Genomic DNA, 16,646 nt, shown 5'->3' on the forward strand with positions numbered 1-16,646 from the left:
ATGACGGAAAACGAACCTTCCCAAAATAAACAGACGCGGCAAAATCGTACGCTGGAGTTAAAGCAAGTTTGGCAAGCCGCATTACACGAATTGAGTCTTACCCTTCCCAGCAGAGCTTTTGACTCATGGGTTCGAATTATTAACCTAGTAGCAATTGACAGACTTAAAAGTGAAGCCGTTCTGGGTGTTCCTTCTTCTTTCGCTAAAACTATCCTTGAGCAAGATTACCGCCTTCCAATTCAAAGAGCATTATCAAGTGTAATTGGCGAAACCCTAGAAATTCAATTCATAGTAGAACAACCTGCCCAAACTAGATTTTTTGACCAAGACCAGCAGGAAGAGGCGATTGCTTCGGTTAATACTTCTTATAGCAACGGATATGCTATGCGCAACAGGTATAACTATAATAAACCTGCAAAAGATTATAGTAATCAAAGATTTGCGCAGGATGAGCATTATGGCGCAAATGGATTGAACGGTAACCAACCTCAAAACTACAACGCCACTGCACAAAACGGCTTTGACACAACTAGTTTACCTCAAAAACCTTCTTATGAGGAAGAGGTTGATTATATTGATGAAGTTACCGGCGAACCGCACTACAGTTTCCCTGACCGCTATACCTCTGATTCGCAACTGAGTGAAAAAGCCAAGATTGCTAACCTTAACCCGCGCTATATCTTTGGGGATTATGTTGAAGGCAATAACAATCGCATGGCAGTAGCCGCCGCTCGGCATGTTGCTGAAAATCCCGGACACAGCTATAACCCACTCTTCATATACGGAAATGTAGGTTTGGGTAAAACTCATATTTTGCATGCTATAGGGCATGAAGCCCTGCGTCTTCGCCCACATCTGAACGTACTGTATGTTTCCAGTGAGAAGTTTACTAACGAAATGGTTAACGCTATCCGCGAACGCAGTATGGAGGATTTCCGCAATCGCTACCGTAATATAGATATATTGATGATCGACGATATACAATTCATTGCGGGCAAAGATAGCACTCAGGAAGAATTCTTCCACACTTTTAACGCTTTACATGATGCCAATAAGCAAATTGTAATCAGTTCCGATCGACCACCTAAAGCGATGCTTATTCTGGAAGATCGTTTGCGCAGCCGTTTTGAGGGTGGGTTAATTTCGGATATCCAGCCACCTGATTACGAAACACGTCTTGCAATTCTGCGAAACAAGGCGCGCTTGAAGGCAATACCGATTCCAGAAGAAGTGCTGGAGCATATTGCCCGTCACATCCAGAGCAACATCCGTGAACTTGAAGGTGCGCTTACCCGTGTGGTAGCTTTTGCCTTGCATAATAGGACAAACCTAACGGTTGAACTGGCAGTACAAGCGCTACACGATGTAATGTACAACACCCGTAAGAAAGTTTTGACACCGGCGCGCGTAGTGGAAGTGGTAAGCCAGTTCTTTAATATGGACATTAAAGAATTGCGGGGTCGCAGCCGTAGTCAGGATATAGTTTTACCGCGCCAGATTTCGATGTATATCATTCGCGAGGAAACCGATACCAGTCTGGTTGAAATAGGTCAGGAATTGGGCGGACGCGATCACACCACCGTGATGCACGCAATTGAAAAAATCGAGCGCGAAATGGAAACCAACCAACAGCTTCGTCAGCAGGTTAATACCATAATTCAGTTGCTTTACTCTGAAGGCGGAGCAATGCGTTAATTTTCTCAGGGCTGGCGGTCAGCCCTAGTACAGAAACCCTTTGACAAACATGAGCAGGTAAAAACCTGCTCTTTTTGTTTCCCCAAATACCATAGAATAGGTTATACACAGCTTTACACAAAATGTGGATAAATTATAATGTTCATGTGGAGAATTTGTTCCTTTGGTGTGGAAAAAGCCTAGAAAAAGTTATAATTCTGTGGGAAAGCACCTCCTGAAAAGTGCAAAAGTATAAGGTTTAAAGTGCATAAATTGTGCAAACAAATTTTTGGTTTTGAGCTGGTTTTCACCATGTGTGTATAACCGCATGTGGATGAGCATCGACCATGGTGGAAAAATATTGCGTATAACCCCATTTATACACGCTAGTAAAAAAGCAATGTGAATAAATCGCCTTTTATCCACAAGGTTTGGCACCGCACATGGGTATAGATTCTGAGCGAATCTGAGGCTAAAATAGGGCTTTCCCACATTTCCACTCCCTCTATTACTGTATACTTCTATAAATATTAATACTATTAATAAGAATATAAATAGGAGAGTTATACACAAAGCACATTGGACGAGAGGACTGAAAATATGATATAAATTGGAGTGCCCGGATAGCGGCAGGTTTGTAACGGAAATTTGAGGTTTTGAAAACAATGACTCTGATGCGTTATACCATAATAGATTCGGAAACAACTGTAAGCTTTTTAGCGCCCGGAAATGTCTTAAAGGCATTAGCAGCCGCATGTAGTGCCAAGCCTGCCCCTACAAGCCTCCTAGCGCTTCTAGAGAACGCAAACAAATATGATTCCGGGTTACAACAATATGTACTGAGTAGCTTGGAGATTTTTGATCAACACTTAGTCCAACCTGAAATAAAAATGGATTCCCGACTTGAAGCTGATTTGCGTGATGTGCTGGATAACCTTAATTTCCCCGACCAACCTGTTAGTATTAGCGGTAGCGCCTTCGCTGGTTACGCTGACCTCTTGAACCTTCAACAGAATTCTAACCCGCAGCGCCTCACTGCTCACCCTGTTCTAAGGGTATTGGATGATGTTACCCGCAATGAAAGCTTGCAACCGATAAGCGCCGGGTTGGTTATTTTTAACTTGCGCGCTCGACGCATTATTCAGGTACAGAACAGCTTTGGCTTACTTCAACGCAGCGATAGAGGTCGTTATTTTGAAAACGGTATTCCTTCTGAGCGCCTTTTCTTTTACCGTTTACCCATAGATTGGAGTTTAGTTCCCTGATGTCGGAGTACCTAAAGATAGCAATTTTTTCGGATATACATGCCAATGCAGTGGCGTTGGAAGCAGTATTAGAAGATTTACAAAAACAAAGTGATATAGATTATCTGGTAGCGGCGGGCGATATTATTACCGATGGTACATTACCTCGCGAAACGTGGAAAATGTTACAAGAAATGAAATGTCGTTATGTGCGTGGCAATCATGAAGATTTTATGATAGGCAATTTTGGTGTATCACGCGCTCGACTATCCGATGAGGTTTACCAGAGCATTTGCCATGTGAATACATGGACTGCTGCACAACTAGATTTTGACATCAGAGCAATAATAAGTGAAATGCCTATGCACCTGCGCTTTTCTCCCGCGCCCGGTCACGATTTGGTGGTGGTACATTCTAACTTTGACGATTGCCATCGTTTTGTGCCACAACCTTATTTAAGTGATGAAGAATTACAGGATAAACGGGGAGAAGCGGGCGCTGAAGTGTTCGTTTTCGGACATTATCACGAAAACTTTAGATTTGAGCGTGCCGGAGTAACCTATGCTAATGTTGCCAGCGTTTCGGCTCCGGTAGATCGCAAACCACTGGCTGCCTATAGCTTATTTTCATGGCGCAGGAATCACTGGGAAATTGAACAGCACCGCGTCCCTTACGATGTGCAACGTTATATACAAATGACCCTTGCTTCGGATATGCCTGAGAAGGGCTGGCAATTATACTCAGTGGGGCATCATCAAATGCTGAGTTAGCTTTTGCTATCCTCATCTTTCTTGGGCTTTTTTAACATCCCACCCACAAACATCCTGCCTATATTGGCTTTCATCTCTTTTGAGTCCGGCATACTGGAATCTACAAAATTGGACTCAAGCTGGAATTTCCGCTTGTTCTGAAATAACTGAGTACGCCCCTCACGGGCGTTTTCAAGAAAAGCGCGCAGCGGTTCAGGTTCGGTTTCTTCGGCGGGTCTTGACCTGCCTCGCTCATCCTGTAATCCGGCTAACTCTAGCATATGGCGCACTCGCGAGAGCATTTGCTGGTAGCGATCAATCCAGCTAATTAGTGCGTCGTTATTGGTGCGGCAAATATCCAGCCACATTTGAACGCTGCCATCGGCAAGACGGGTAGTATCTTGAAAGCCAGTACCGGCTACACGAGAGATTTCTTTCCAGCCGTCGCTTTCAAAAGAGAGGTTCACCAACGAGGTAGCAGTCAGATAGGGTAAGTGGCTTATAGCTGCCACATAGGAATCGTGTTCATCGGCATCTATGAAATGAGCTTTTGCGCCGGCAATTTCTACCAACCGCACCACGCTTTCGATTGCTTCCTGCCGGGCATTTGGCGCAGGTATCAGGCAGTAGGTACAATCTTGAAAGAGTTTAGCTTCGGCTTCTTCCAGTCCGGCGGTTTTTCCCGCCATAGGATGCCCCCCTACGAAGCTGACGTTATCGGGTAGTAATTCTTTAGCCCATCGCATTACCTGACGCTTAGTGCTACACACATCGGTAACTATCGCGCCCTTCTCAAGATGAGCAGCAATGTCTTCAAAGGTTTCGCGCACTGCCATCACCGGGGTAGCTACAATTACCACTTGCGCCCCTTTTACTGCTTCCATGGGGGTAGCATAGATATGGTCAACTATTTTGCGTTTGTTGGCTTCTGCTCTTTGCGTGCCTTTGGCATCAAAGCCAACCACTTCTATTCCCGATGGTCGCCTTTCTTCTGATTTAGCCCATTCTTTTAGAGCTAACGCCCATGAGCCGCCGATTAACCCCAGCCCTATTATTGCTATTCTCATCTACCAGACCTCTATTATGAATTTTGTTTGCCCCTACTTAGTATCAGTAGTTCTATCGCCAAAAATATTAGGAACAAAGCAAAAATGAAGGTGCTATTCAGAAGGCGTAAAGCACCCATTGTAAAAATGCTGATTACATAAATCGAAAGGAAAGCCGCCTCGCGATGAGGGCGCAGCATATTATAACGCGCCACACGGGTTTTATATATCCTAAAACCCAGCAGATAAAAAGCGGGCCAGCTAACGCTATATATTACCAATAACAAACCCAGCAGAAATATTAGCATGCTTGGTAGGTTTTCTTGCCAGTTTTGGGTAGAGTTGGGCGCAGCAAAGAGCAGCATGAAGCCGAATATAAACCAGCCGGTGACTGCTAACCAACCATACCAACTAGCATTTAGCATGCGCCCTATTGGCATAAAGGTCAGTGCGGGTGCCGCCAGTAGCAAGACATAGACCAACAATCGCCCCGGAAACCAGAACCCGTAAACCCCTACGTTATAGATGACCCCAAACCCGATGACCCCTGCCCATGCCAGCCCTGCAAATGCAGAGAGCAGCGCCATTGCCCCCTTGTTTTTAATTGCTCTGGTTGCCATTGCCAGCTACACCTTTCTACTTACACCAAAGTGATTTGCGAACCACCGGGCGTTTTTACCACATCAATGCGCGTGGGGAACACGTCCTTTAGTTCTTGGATATGGGTGATTACTATAATCCGGTCAAAATCCTTTTCAATGCCCCTGATTGCATCCACAATTCGTTCGCGTCCTTGTCCGTCTTGACTACCGAAACCCTCGTCAATGAAGAGGGAGCGAAGTTGTGCGCCGCTTCGCCTTGCCAGCATTTTGCTCAGCGCAATTCTAACCGCAAAATTAACCCTGAATGCTTCGCCCCCACTGAAAAGCTCGTAAGGGCGTGCGCCGTATTCGTCCGAGATATACAGTTCGAGGGTTTCTATAGCCTCGCCTCTGCGCCCTTCGCGCTGAGTATCGAAGCGTACACTCATCCGCCCATCGGTCATTTCCGCCAGCAAGCGATTGGATTCTTCCTCAATTTCAGGCAAAGCGGCATCTATTATCATTGCTTGAATGCCCTTCTTGCCGAAAGCTTCCGCCAGTTCGGTATATATTTTACGTTCTTCGGCGGCGCGCTGGAAAGCTTTTTCGATTTCAATTTCCTTTTTAGCTTTTGCGTCGCATTCCGACAGTTTCGCTTCCGCTTGCAATTTTTGCTTTTCCAACAAGCTTTGGCGATCACGACTTTCTTTTATTTCTTTTTCCAGCGCGGTTAGTTTTTGGATAAGCTCCGGTAAATCCTGAATCTCCGCTTCTAGCCGCTTCTTCTCGTTCTCTTTGCGGGCTATCTCATTTCGGTAATTTTCTTCTTCTGTGGTGTAACGTTCTTGGTTTCTGTTTTCACGTGCAATGGTGGTTACTGCCATTTCTAGCCGTTGGTATTCACCCTCGTAACGGGCGTACTGATTGCGCTGTTCGCTGGCTTGGCGATGGGCTTCTCGGTCGTAGTCCAGCGTGGCGATCACTTGCTTCAATTCCTGCAAGCTCTGTTGCTCCTGTAAGGCAAAATCTTGCGCTTTTAGTTTGCGGGTATTTTCCTCTTTTTCTAGCTCTAGTCGCGAAACTTGCCGTTCTGATTCTTGCGCCGTTTCTATTTCCTTATCCAACCTTGCCTTCTTGACGTTTAGCTCGTCATAGGGCTTTGCTTGGCTTTCTAACAATTTTACCTGTTCGTTAAGCTCTTTCAGTCGTTCTTTCAGTTTGTTGTGCTTGGCTTCTTCCGCCTGTTTTAGGTCTTGAACTTCTTTATATTGCTTGCGATATTCTTGGATGGTGTGTTCGCGTGCGTCTTTTTCCAGCTTCGTGCCACACTGATCGCAGCGATCCCCCTCTTGTGGAACATTATTGGCTTTCGCATGGATTTTAGGCAATTCCCCGCTCAAGCGCTTTACTTCCAACTCAGCCTGTTTTGCTTCGCCTTGTACTCCGGCACTTTCGCTTCTGAGCTTTTCCACTTCTTTACGTGCGTTAGCCGCATTTTGTAGCTCAGAAAGAGTTTGTTCTCGTTGCACTACTATTTCAGGCAAGGTGCTGGCGTTGCGCCGTACCGCTGCTAAATCCCGCTCGATACTCTCCAGTTTGTTTTGTAGACTCATCTTTTGCCGCTGGATTATATTTTCCAATGCGGTTTGTTTTGAGTTCAAGTCGTTTAAATGGTGCAGCTTTTCATTAAAAGAGTCCTCGATTTTGCGGGCTTCCTGCAATTTGCCATAGCTCTCTTCTATTTCCTCGCGCCGATTCTGCACTGCCAAAGCCACGTTCAGGCTGCGCCTTGCTTCTACCAAGGCTTCTTTTACCGCTTCGAGGTTTTTACGATTGGCGTTGATTTCTTTGCTAACCCGTTCCAGATCGGCGCGGCTGCTTTCAAGGCGATTTTTGCGTGTCTTAAATTCAACTTGCTGTTCTTCGCGCAAGCGCATGGGATTGCGCTCTAGCTCAAGCCGCGCTTCGGCATCCTGCTTTTGTTGCTCAAATTCAGGGCGCATGCGTAGAAAATCGGTTAATTCCTTTAGCTCGTTTTCGTAACGTAGCCTTTCCGCTTCCGCCTCTCGCGACCGCTCTTTTGTCTGCTTTTCGTATTCGTCGTAGCGGCTCAGTTCAAGGATTTCCGCCAACACCTTTTTGCGTTCGCCTGCTGTTTTTACCGTAAAGGAATCGGCGCGACCTTGTAGCAGGAAGGCGCTATTGATAAAGGTTTCATAACTCGTGCGAATGGTGGTAGCGATTTGCTTCTCTTTGGCGCGTACCGTTGGCTCACCGATATTAGACCAACTGCCATCCAGCTTGCGGACATAGAAATTTAACTCGGTATGCCCGGAACTTTTGCGAGTACGGCGGCGATTTACCCGGAAATAGTCCTCGCCTACTTTGAACTCGAAATCCACTTCGCTTTCAACTTCGCCCTGTGCGATAAGATCATCATCCCCGGCGCGTGCCTTGCCCCACAGCGCCCATGTCATAGCATCGAGAATGCTAGATTTGCCCGCGCCGTTGTCGCCGGAAAGAACTGCCAGATGCACCCCTTCGAGGTCGAGGGTGGCATCGCGATAGCACAGGAAATTTTTCAGGGTCAAGCGATTGGGAATCATAGTTGTGTTAGTTTCTTTGGAAAATTTTTTCTTATAATCACAGGGGTAATTTTATCACAGGCTGGAAATAAGGGGCAATTTTTTTGCCGCATAACCTAACGAAGACAATATAAAAATCCCCCTTTCCTTGATACAAGAAAGGGGGAAATAAGAGAAATGATTTTAAGCCATTTTGATGGTGGCGGCGGTTTCAAGACCCAATTCCTTAATGCTCTCTTGCCTCATCAGGTATTTCTGGATTTTGCCCGTGACCGTCATAGGGAAGGCTTCCACAAACTTGAAGTAGCGCGGCACTTTGTAGTGAGCGATTTTGTCCTTGCAATAGGCGCGCAACTCCTCGGAAGTGGCGGTTTCACCTTCGCGCAATTTCACCCATGCCATGATTTCTTCGCCGTATTTAGGGTCGGGCAAACCGATGACCTGCACATCCGATACTTTCGGGTGGGTGTAGAGGAATTCCTCGATTTCGCGTGGGTACACATTCTCACCGCCCCGAATAATCATATCCTTGATACGTCCTACAATATTGACGTAGCCCTCATCATCCATTACCGCAAGGTCACCGGTATGCATCCATCCAGCAGTATCAATCGAGTTTTTGGTGGCTTCCTCGTTGTTCCAGTAACCGAGCATTACGCTATAGCCACGGGTGCATAGCTCGCCCTTCTCGCCTACTGCTACAATCTTTCCATCGGTAGGGTCAACTATTTTCACTTCGAGATGCGGGTGAATCAGCCCAACGGTGCTTACACGCTTGTTCAGCGGGGCATCGGTGCGCGTCTGGAAGCTCACGGGACTGGTTTCGGTCATGCCATACGCTATTTCCGCTTCAGGCATGTGCATCAGAGTGTTAACCTTTTTCATCACTTCAATCGGGCAGGGCGAACCCGCCATGAGTCCGGTGCGTAGGGTGCTGAAATCATATTTGCTGAAATCGGGGTGATCGAGTTCGGCGATGAACATCGTAGGCACGCCATAGACGGCAGTAGCTTTCTCTGCTTGAATCGCCTCCAACACCATTTTGGGGTCGAAACCATCATTCGGATAAATGGCGGTTGCACCATGCGTCAGGCAACCTAGATTGCCCATCACCATTCCAAAACAATGATAGAGCGGAACCGGGATAACAAGACGGTCTTTATCGGTAAAATTCATCAATTCAGCCGTAAAATAGCCGTTGTTCAGAATATTGTGGTGGCTGAGGGTTGCGCCCTTTGGAAAGCCGGTAGTGCCGCTGGTGTATTGGATATTGATGGGGTCATCAAATTCCTGATCGCGCTGCCGGACGGCAAGTTCGGCTTCGCTGACATTTTCTGCCACAGACAACACATCGTTCCATGTGAACATGCCGGGCATGCGCTCTTCGCTCAAGCGAATCACAGTGCGTAGCGCTGGCAAAGCTGCCGACTTCAACTCACCCGGTTTGCTCTCTTTCAATTCAGGGCAAATATCATAAAGCATTTGGGTGTAGTTAGAGGATTTGAACTGCGGGGCAATAGCTATCGCCTTGCAACCAGATTGGCGTAAAGCATATTCGAGTTCATGCAAACGGTAACTGGGGTTAATATTAACCAAAATGACCCCAATTTTGCTGGTGGCATATTGTACTATCGCCCATTCCGCCACATTGGGTGCCCAGATGCCTAAACGCTCGCCTTTCTTGAAGCCCAAATGCATAAGGCTGCGTGCGCATTGGTTTACTACTTGCTGGAACTGGCGGTAAGTGTAACGAATATTCTGGTGACGCGAAACTAACGCTTCATTGTCGGGGTACTGCGAAACAATCTGATCGAACAAATCGCCGATTGTGATACCTAAAAGCGGCTTTTCGCTGGTGCCGCTCACATAGCTCCAGGCTCTGTCGCCCATTCTTTTCATTCCTCCTCGAATAAAACTGTTTTTTTTCTCAATGTCCGTGAGATTAGTTTGAAATATACAACCCTATGCCTATTTCGGCAATGTTACAAAGGAGTCGGATACTTTGTGAGGAATGAGTGAATAAGAGTAACGCTCCCCCCGGTATTATTTAAACGCAAAGCGGTTGTTGCTTTTTGCTCGATTCTGCGTGACTAGGTGCTGGCTTTTTCTTTTTTCCATAGCGGTTGTAGCACCATCCAATTGTCAGGAGTGAGTCGGATCATCTTCTCTACTTCGCGCAACATACGGGCGGTCAGTTCGCGAACCGCTTCCTGCTTGTTGGTGGCGGTAGTTTCAGGAGAGAAGCCGGGGAGTAAATCAATAACGTGTTTGCCTTTAGTGGTGCGGTAAGGGTGTGCGAAAATTATTTCAGCACCTGTGCGCAAGGCTACTTCAGCAACTCCGAGCGGTATAGAGGTATCCGCGCCGAAAAATTCCATCAGTTGACCTTCTCCGTTCACATCGCGGTCAATTGCCATGCAAACTACCGCATTGCGTTTGAGTACTCGGAAGATTTCACGCACTTCCATCCCACCCATCGGAATTAGTTTGACCCCATTATCGGTCTGGCGCTGTTCCTTAATAAAATCGTACATTTCAGGTGGCTCGATTGGTTCAACCACCAGATTAAAATCAACGTTATAACTGCTGGCGCGTTGCATCGAAAATGAAAAACTACCCAGATGCCCGGATACCATTATTACACCCTTGCCCCGTTCCTGCGCTTTATAAATATTTTCGATCCCGTTTACCATAACCTGCTGCTTGAACTGCTCAGTGGTCATTTTGCCTTGTCGCATAATATCAATGTAATTACACAGGTTATTCTTGATTATGCGGCGGGCAATTTTCGCGCGCTGTTGCGGGGTATAATCGGGCAAAACATGCGCTAGATTCCACAGTACATTTTCTCGGATACGCCCTATCAGAAAGTAAATCAGGAAAGCTACAAACCTGCACACCGCATAAACGAATCGGTAAGGGATATAGGGCAGTATTCGCGCACCAAAGCGGAATAAACGAACGGTATTCATATCACTCCTGTGCTATTCCGGCGTTTTTTCTGGCGCGTGCCGGTTTACGTAAGGGTGCCTCGCGTTTTTGCTGCTCGTATCGGGCAACTTCCTCATCGGTCAGCCACAATTTGCGGAACATATACCATTGATCAGGGTGACGTTTTACCAGTTTCTCAATTTCACCGGCAAAAAGTTGTGTGATTTCTAGAACATCCTTTTCCTTGTCACCGCTTAACTCATAGCTGAGTGGTGGCGACCATAAGCCATAGTAGTAATTGTTTCCGGGTTGGCGGGCGGCATACCCAAACATAATCGAAGCGCCAGTTTTTAGCACCAAGCGGGCAGGTCCAACCGGGAAGCGGGCGGGTTTGCCAAAGAAATTAATTATCACCGACTCGCTGTCCTCGCTTTGTAGTGGCGAGTCCAGAAGCAGCACTACTATCTCACCTCTCTTCAAGGCAGTATAAAGCCCGCGCAAGGCTTCTTTGGGCGAAAAGATTGTGAGTCCTTGTTTGCGGCGTGCACCCTGAATCAGTTCATTAAGTTCCGGTGGGTTAAAGTCGTTGGCTACTGAAGTGAGTTTGTAGCCGCGCTTTCCCACCAACATTGCCGCAACATCCCAGTTTCCAAAGTGGGGCGTAACCAGCATTACCCCTTTGCCCGGAGCCACCGCTTGTTCAATATATTCCCAACCACCGGTGCCGGTAACTTTGTAATAATCGTCTCCGGTAAGATGATTTACCCTGAAAAAATCGGTCATATATTTAACGTAGTTACGGAAACAACGCCGCGAAATCATCCTTACCCGCTTGTTTATTTTCGGCTCACCCAGCACAATTTGCATGCTGAGGTCGGAGTAATGGCTGTGACTCCGCGCTGCCCAGTAATAAATTTCCCCGGCAATAGCTGCAAACCCGTAGCGTAGCCAATCTGGGCTTAAATAACTTATCCAACTTACTAACTTGAACGCATAAACCGCTAACATATAATCGACTCTCTCATACTTTGTTTCTGGCATTCATATATATATACTCATTGGCATATCCGGCAAATTCGCCCCATTTCTGCGCCGCCAGAAGATAAATATCACGCGGTTGGGTTTTTTTGCCTTCAAAGTAAGCGGTTTCCATTGCTCGTTGCACCCACGAATCTAGCGGAAAGGCTTCATATTTGCCCAGCGAAAAGAGCATAACACAATCGGCGACGGTGCGCCCTACGCCGGGGAAAGTCATTAACTGACCCACTGCCCAATCGTAGGGCAACTCAGTTAATTTATCCAAATTACCACCTTGTTCTGCTACTTGCTTCGAAGTTTGCAGCACATATTTGGCACGATATTCGATACCCTCTTCTTGTTCTAGCTCGGCTAGTTTTGCTTCTGCCAGAATTTCGGCGGTTGGGAAAGAATAGCCCCGATATTTACCTAGCACAATCGCTTGTCCGTATTTTTTGCTGATTGCTTGTACTGCCCGCGCGACTTTTGGAATGTTGTTGTTTGCCGAAAGGATAAAAGAAATCAGAGTTTCAAAAGTAGGTTGGCGCAACAACCGCAATCCATAATATTTTTTTACTGCTCTTTCTATCAAAGGGTCAATGCTGATTCGTTTGGTAATTTCGCGATATTGTTCGTCCTGCTCCAAGCGAAAATAAGCGGCAAGCGTTTCAAAATCATCCTGCTGAGGCGCGGTTTCGTAATAAATACGCTTCCCGCTTTGTTGCAACCGCGCAAAAGTATTGCCCATTACGCCATAATAAAAACCATCAGCCATTTTCTTCCAGCGAAAAGTCTGCCCGCATTCTAAGGTATATTCTAGATTCAGATGTTCGGTTTCGAACCAGCCCAATGACCTGTGCTTCCTTTCTCGGATAAATATTATAGCAAAGATGCTACAAAGAATTTTAAAAATTGGTTGTTAGGTATTGCCCTCTAGTGGTGTATTAACATGTGACAGGATATCAGATTATTCGTGACCGAAATTTGCAATTATTTTCTCGGTTGGACGGATAAAGAAAGGAATAAAACATGTCACGGAAAGTTAAACTGATTGTAGCAGGCGGTCTGCTAACTTTTACAGCGATGGCGTTAGGTTTGATTTTGAGTGTGGTGTTCAGTGTCAGTACTGTTAATACTCGCACTACCTCACCTTCAAATTCAAATACCGCTCAACAATCAGCCCCATCTGATCAGGCATTGCAACAGACTGATGCTCAGTCCCTACAGCAGGCTAATGGAGAAGATTTCAATTATGCTGCTGGTTTGAGTGATGTGATGACACAGCTTGGAAAGGGCGGCGGCGCAGGGATAATTCGGCAATTTGCGAATGGACCTGAAGCGCAAGGCACTATTTCAGCTATAGAACCCGGCGGAACCAAGCTCACCCTTAATAAGAATAAGGTAGTGAACCTTGCTTCTGACGCTGTGTTGGCTGATGTTAACGGTACTATCACTAAAGATAGCCTGAAGGTAGGCGATCGGGTGGTCGCGGTGGGCAAGGTTGAGAGCGATAACTCTTTAACAGCCAAAGCCTTAATCCGCTTACCCGCTTTACCAAAGGTTTTGGTGGGTGATTTTGTATCGTCAGATGCTAGTACCTTGAAAATCAAGAATAACAATGTGGAATGGACTGCAACTCTTGGTACCAATGCCAAGATTACCAAAGACGGGAAAGATGCCAAGCTAACCGACCTCACAAATACCCAAAAGGTAACTGTGGTTGGTCTAGCGGATGAAACTGCCCATACTATAGTAGCAACCTCAATCACACAGGGTCGCCCGACTATAGCTGCTTTGGGAGATTTCACTAATGGCAAGATCAAGAGTATTGATACTGCCGGAAACAGCTTTGTAGTAACCCGTATTGATCCTGCCACTCGTAACAGCGCCGATGCAACGGTTAAGGTTGACTCAAATACCAAATATTTGGGTAACACTATCAAAGGTCTGAGCGATCTTAAGGTTGATGATACTGTAATGGTACGCGGTACCAAACAGACTGACGGCAGTTACTTAGCAACCGAAGTAGTTAGCGGCAATGGTTTTATGCGCGGCATTCAAGCGGGACCGGGTGGTAAAGGTCAGGGCGGTCAGATTGCTCCCGGTGGTCAAATGCGCCCCGGCGGTAGAGGTCAGATGGGTGGTTCCGGCGGTAATACTAATAGTACAGGACCAGTTAGCAACGGCTAATTCTTAACTCACGTTCCTGTGCTATTATTTAGAGGCGGTTAATAGCCGCCTCTATCGATATGGAGGCTTTGTCGGGTAGGTAAATTTGTTCGGACGCAAAGCAGTAGAAAACCCACAAGAATTTAGCGTGGATTCGAGCATTGAAGAGAGTTTTAACAAGGGAAAAACTCTCTCCCCCGATGAGTTTGCGCGTTTCTATGATAGCTATTATCCGCGCCTTTACCGCTATTTTTCCTACCGAACTGCAACCCGCGAAGAAGCTGAAGATTTAGTGGAAGCGGTTTTTGAGCGCATTATCAATAAATTCCATACCTTTGATTCCAAACGCGGTAGCCTAGATGCTTGGGTTTTCACTATTGCTCGGCATATTTTAGCAAATAGACATCGTTATCAAAGCCGCCACCCTGAGTTACCGTTGGAATATGGACTCGCCATTGAAATCGGGTCAGGTTTAAGCGAACTCGTGGTTGAACAAGAAGAAATACAACGCTTGCGCCGTTATTTGGGGCGGCTGAATGAGCGTGAAAAAGAATTGTTGGCGCTACGTTACGGAGCAGAGTTGCCACATCGCCGCATTGGCGAATTACTGGGCATGAGCGAAGGGAACGTGACGGTTAGCCTGGGACGCGCAGTAAGAAAATTGCGTGGGTTCTTTGAGGCAGAAGAGAATGAATAAGGGAGATTTGGACTACTCTGAATATAATAAAGACGAATCCGCCGAAGCTATGCGAGATGCCGCCTTTGCCCGCCACCTTGAAAGTGATTGGCGTTTCGAGCCGAATCCTGAAAATCAGGCGCGTTTACGCCGCAAATTAATGACAGGCTTGGCGCAAACCAGCGCTCGAATCGAAAGAAAAGGTTGGTTGCGCTTACCTGCTTTGCACGGTTGGCAACTGGCTACTGTGGCTCTGCTTTTTTGCACTATTGCTACTACATTAATTGTACTGGTAACTGTATCGGTTTCTTCGCCTACCGATAATCCTACCACGGTGGCGAATATCGCCAACCAAACTCTTAATTCTATTAATGACCCTGCGAACAACAAAGCCTTGAGCTTGCAGGAGGCTACTGCTCAACTTGGTTTCAAAGCTATCCAGCCGACATACTTGCCTGTTGGTTATAGTCCAGATAAAGCCAGTTTATATCAGCCTCAAGTGCGAAACACACCGCTGCGTACTCTTTCTCCGTCAATTGCGCCTGCCTTGCAAATCAAATACAAAACCAATTCAGCCAATTCTCCACGCTTGCTGGAAGCTTATCAATCTGAATTAATTCAAAACTTGCCGCTGCAAGCTCGTGAGCGGGTTACAAATATGATGTTTAACATGGCAGGGCGCACTAATAAGTTTAATGAACAGGTAGTGCAAGGGGAAGTGGGTTTTTTAATAGAAGATAATAACTGGAAAATCGGCTTTGGGGGACGTGCCAATACCGATAAGAGCGATGATGCTTCTCCATTGCCTTTGAACGGTTTCCCACTTAATTTCTACCGCAACCCGCAACCCGCCGGTGGGTTTCTTGAATATCATGCGCCTGATTCTGTAAAAGCTACCCGCGCACTTGTCTGGCACCGTGCAGGTGTGGTATTAGTATTGGTGAGCGACAATAATTTACCGGTGGAAGAACTCCAGAAAATTGCTGAGTCTTTCCAATAGTGCGGGCATTGCATGCGATTTGATATTCTGACTCTGTTTCCTGAAATGTTCGAGGCAACCCTTAGCGCGAGTATCCTAGGACGGGCGCAATCACAGGGCTTGTTCGAGGCAAGAGCACATAATATTCGCGATTGGGGTTTGGGTCGCCACAAGCAGGTGGATGATTACCCCTACGGTGGCGGTGCAGGCATGGTTTTTCGCCCTGAGCCGCTTTTTGCCTGTCTCGAAGCAGTATTAGAACTACCCGAAGCCATTTCCCTCGAAAACCCTCTGGCGGTGGATTTTCCGGTGATATTATTATCACCGCAAGGCGAAAGATTCACTCAGCAAATTGCGCAAGAACTGGCGAATCACCAACGTATCGTTCTGATCTGCGGTCATTACGAAGGCTTTGACGAGCGCATCGCCCGCTATGCCACTAATCGCGAGCTTAGTATTGGCGATTATGTGCTGACCGGGGGTGAGTTGGCGGCGATGGTAATTGTGGACGCAGTAGCGCGCCTCAAACCCGGAGTGCTGGCAGAAGAATCTCCACATGAAGAGTCGCACACGCGCCCACTGTTAGAATATCCCCACTACACCCGCCCTGCCGAGTTCAGAGGTTGGAAAGTGCCTGATATGTTGGTATCAGGGCACCATGCTAAAGTAGCGGAATGGCGTTTTAAAGAATCGTTGCGCCGCACCATGCAACGCCGCCCCGACCTGCTGGAGCAAATTGAGACTGAACTGGATAAGAAAGAACGCAAATTATTGGCACAGGTACGGCAGGAAGAAACCGAACGCCTTCCCGCTTCTGATTCAATTGAAGAGAACCTCTAGCCTCTATTGTGAGAAAACGCTGTTCTAATTTGTCTGGTTTCTCCCCAAATTATTAGCACCACACAAATTATAAGACTTGGTATTATTAGTTCGACCGCATTGGTTGTTTGGTTTGCAATTGCAATCAGGTGTATCGGAAATGGTAACAAAGCCAG

At 46.7% G+C, this 16,646-nt stretch carries 14 protein-coding genes; 7 read left to right on the forward strand and 7 right to left on the reverse strand.

Annotation, left to right across the window (positions count from 1 at the left end; translation table 11 throughout):
- From dnaA to OZ401_RS00015, 3 genes are all read left to right on the forward strand, one after another.
- Nucleotides 1–1,695, forward strand: coding sequence for a chromosomal replication initiator protein DnaA (dnaA, locus tag OZ401_RS00005; protein ID WP_341468649.1), 1,695 nt, complete (start codon nt 1–3; stop codon nt 1,693–1,695).
- 644 nt (nt 1,696–2,339) lie between these two features.
- Nucleotides 2,340–2,939: a hypothetical protein gene (locus tag OZ401_RS00010; RefSeq protein ID WP_425607617.1), complete on the forward strand. Its 600-nt coding sequence runs from the start codon at nt 2,340–2,342 to the stop codon at nt 2,937–2,939.
- Entirely contained in the window at nt 2,939–3,688 is a 750-nt protein-coding gene (locus OZ401_RS00015) for a metallophosphoesterase family protein (RefSeq protein WP_341468652.1), read from the forward strand. The genes OZ401_RS00010 and OZ401_RS00015 overlap by 1 nt, the downstream gene beginning before the upstream one ends.
- Here OZ401_RS00015 and OZ401_RS00020 read toward each other — a convergent pair.
- The 7 genes from OZ401_RS00020 to OZ401_RS00050 all read right to left on the reverse strand — a co-directional run bounded on the left by OZ401_RS00020 (nt 3,685) and on the right by OZ401_RS00050 (nt 12,677).
- Entirely contained in the window at nt 3,685–4,734 is a 1,050-nt protein-coding gene (locus tag OZ401_RS00020; RefSeq protein WP_341468653.1) for a prephenate dehydrogenase, read from the reverse strand. The two genes, OZ401_RS00015 and OZ401_RS00020, sit on opposite strands and share 4 nt — an antisense overlap.
- A gap of 14 nt (nt 4,735–4,748) precedes the next feature.
- Entirely contained in the window at nt 4,749–5,333 is a 585-nt protein-coding gene (locus OZ401_RS00025; RefSeq protein WP_341468654.1) for a hypothetical protein, read from the reverse strand.
- Between the two features lie 20 nt (nt 5,334–5,353).
- On the reverse strand, nt 5,354–7,900 hold the full coding sequence (locus OZ401_RS00030; protein WP_341468655.1) for an AAA family ATPase: 2,547 nt from the start codon (nt 7,898–7,900) through the stop codon (nt 5,354–5,356).
- Nucleotides 7,901–8,062: 162 nt separating this feature from the next.
- Nucleotides 8,063–9,769, reverse strand: coding sequence for an AMP-binding protein (locus OZ401_RS00035; protein WP_341468656.1), 1,707 nt, complete (start codon nt 9,767–9,769; stop codon nt 8,063–8,065).
- Between the two features lie 200 nt (nt 9,770–9,969).
- Nucleotides 9,970–10,851, reverse strand: coding sequence for a lysophospholipid acyltransferase family protein (locus tag OZ401_RS00040; RefSeq protein ID WP_341468657.1), 882 nt, complete (start codon nt 10,849–10,851; stop codon nt 9,970–9,972).
- A 1-nt stretch (nt 10,852) separates the two neighbouring features.
- The gene (locus tag OZ401_RS00045) at nt 10,853–11,851 is read right to left on the reverse strand and encodes a lysophospholipid acyltransferase family protein (protein ID WP_341468658.1); all 999 of its coding nucleotides are present in this window, start codon (nt 11,849–11,851) and stop codon (nt 10,853–10,855) included.
- Nucleotides 11,832–12,677, reverse strand: coding sequence for a DNA-3-methyladenine glycosylase family protein (locus OZ401_RS00050; protein ID WP_341468659.1), 846 nt, complete (start codon nt 12,675–12,677; stop codon nt 11,832–11,834). The genes OZ401_RS00045 and OZ401_RS00050 overlap by 20 nt, the downstream gene beginning before the upstream one ends.
- 179 nt (nt 12,678–12,856) lie before the next feature.
- On the opposite strand from OZ401_RS00050, the gene OZ401_RS00055 reads away from it, so the two are divergent.
- The 4 genes from OZ401_RS00055 to trmD all read left to right on the forward strand — a co-directional run bounded on the left by OZ401_RS00055 (nt 12,857) and on the right by trmD (nt 16,491).
- Nucleotides 12,857–14,017: a DUF5666 domain-containing protein gene (locus OZ401_RS00055; RefSeq protein WP_341468660.1), complete on the forward strand. Its 1,161-nt coding sequence runs from the start codon at nt 12,857–12,859 to the stop codon at nt 14,015–14,017.
- A gap of 85 nt (nt 14,018–14,102) precedes the next feature.
- On the forward strand, nt 14,103–14,693 hold the full coding sequence (locus OZ401_RS00060) for an RNA polymerase sigma factor (protein ID WP_341468661.1): 591 nt from the start codon (nt 14,103–14,105) through the stop codon (nt 14,691–14,693).
- Nucleotides 14,686–15,672 (forward strand): hypothetical protein, encoded by a 987-nt coding sequence (locus OZ401_RS00065; RefSeq protein WP_341468662.1) that lies wholly within the window; start codon nt 14,686–14,688, stop codon nt 15,670–15,672. The genes OZ401_RS00060 and OZ401_RS00065 overlap by 8 nt, the downstream gene beginning before the upstream one ends.
- Nucleotides 15,673–15,684: 12 nt before the next feature.
- The gene (gene trmD / locus OZ401_RS00070; RefSeq protein WP_341468663.1) at nt 15,685–16,491 is read left to right on the forward strand and encodes a tRNA (guanosine(37)-N1)-methyltransferase TrmD; all 807 of its coding nucleotides are present in this window, start codon (nt 15,685–15,687) and stop codon (nt 16,489–16,491) included.
- Nucleotides 16,492–16,646 lie beyond the last annotated feature (155 nt).

The organism is Candidatus Chlorohelix allophototropha, from assembly GCF_030389965.1.
In the GTDB taxonomy this organism is placed as follows: Bacteria; Chloroflexota; Chloroflexia; order Chloroheliales; family Chloroheliaceae; genus Chlorohelix; species Chlorohelix allophototropha.

Bases quoted from the DNA above. Each gene is read 5' to 3' on its own strand.
- OZ401_RS00040 (WP_341468657.1), bottom strand. From the start codon at position 10,851: ATGAATACCGTTCGTTTATTCCGCTTTGGTGCGCGAATACTGCCCTAT.
- OZ401_RS00020 (WP_341468653.1), bottom strand. From the start codon at position 4,734: ATGAGAATAGCAATAATAGGGCTGGGGTTAATCGGCGGCTCATGGGCG.
- OZ401_RS00010 (WP_425607617.1), top strand. From the start codon at position 2,340: ATGACTCTGATGCGTTATACCATAATAGATTCGGAAACAACTGTAAGC.
- OZ401_RS00030 (WP_341468655.1), bottom strand. From the start codon at position 7,900: ATGATTCCCAATCGCTTGACCCTGAAAAATTTCCTGTGCTATCGCGAT.
- OZ401_RS00045 (WP_341468658.1), bottom strand. From the start codon at position 11,851: ATGCCAGAAACAAAGTATGAGAGAGTCGATTATATGTTAGCGGTTTAT.
- dnaA (WP_341468649.1), top strand. From the start codon at position 1: ATGACGGAAAACGAACCTTCCCAAAATAAACAGACGCGGCAAAATCGT.
- OZ401_RS00035 (WP_341468656.1), bottom strand. From the start codon at position 9,769: ATGGGCGACAGAGCCTGGAGCTATGTGAGCGGCACCAGCGAAAAGCCG.
- OZ401_RS00055 (WP_341468660.1), top strand. From the start codon at position 12,857: ATGTCACGGAAAGTTAAACTGATTGTAGCAGGCGGTCTGCTAACTTTT.
- trmD (WP_341468663.1), top strand. From the start codon at position 15,685: ATGCGATTTGATATTCTGACTCTGTTTCCTGAAATGTTCGAGGCAACC.
- OZ401_RS00065 (WP_341468662.1), top strand. From the start codon at position 14,686: ATGAATAAGGGAGATTTGGACTACTCTGAATATAATAAAGACGAATCC.
- OZ401_RS00025 (WP_341468654.1), bottom strand. From the start codon at position 5,333: ATGGCAACCAGAGCAATTAAAAACAAGGGGGCAATGGCGCTGCTCTCT.
- OZ401_RS00015 (WP_341468652.1), top strand. From the start codon at position 2,939: ATGTCGGAGTACCTAAAGATAGCAATTTTTTCGGATATACATGCCAAT.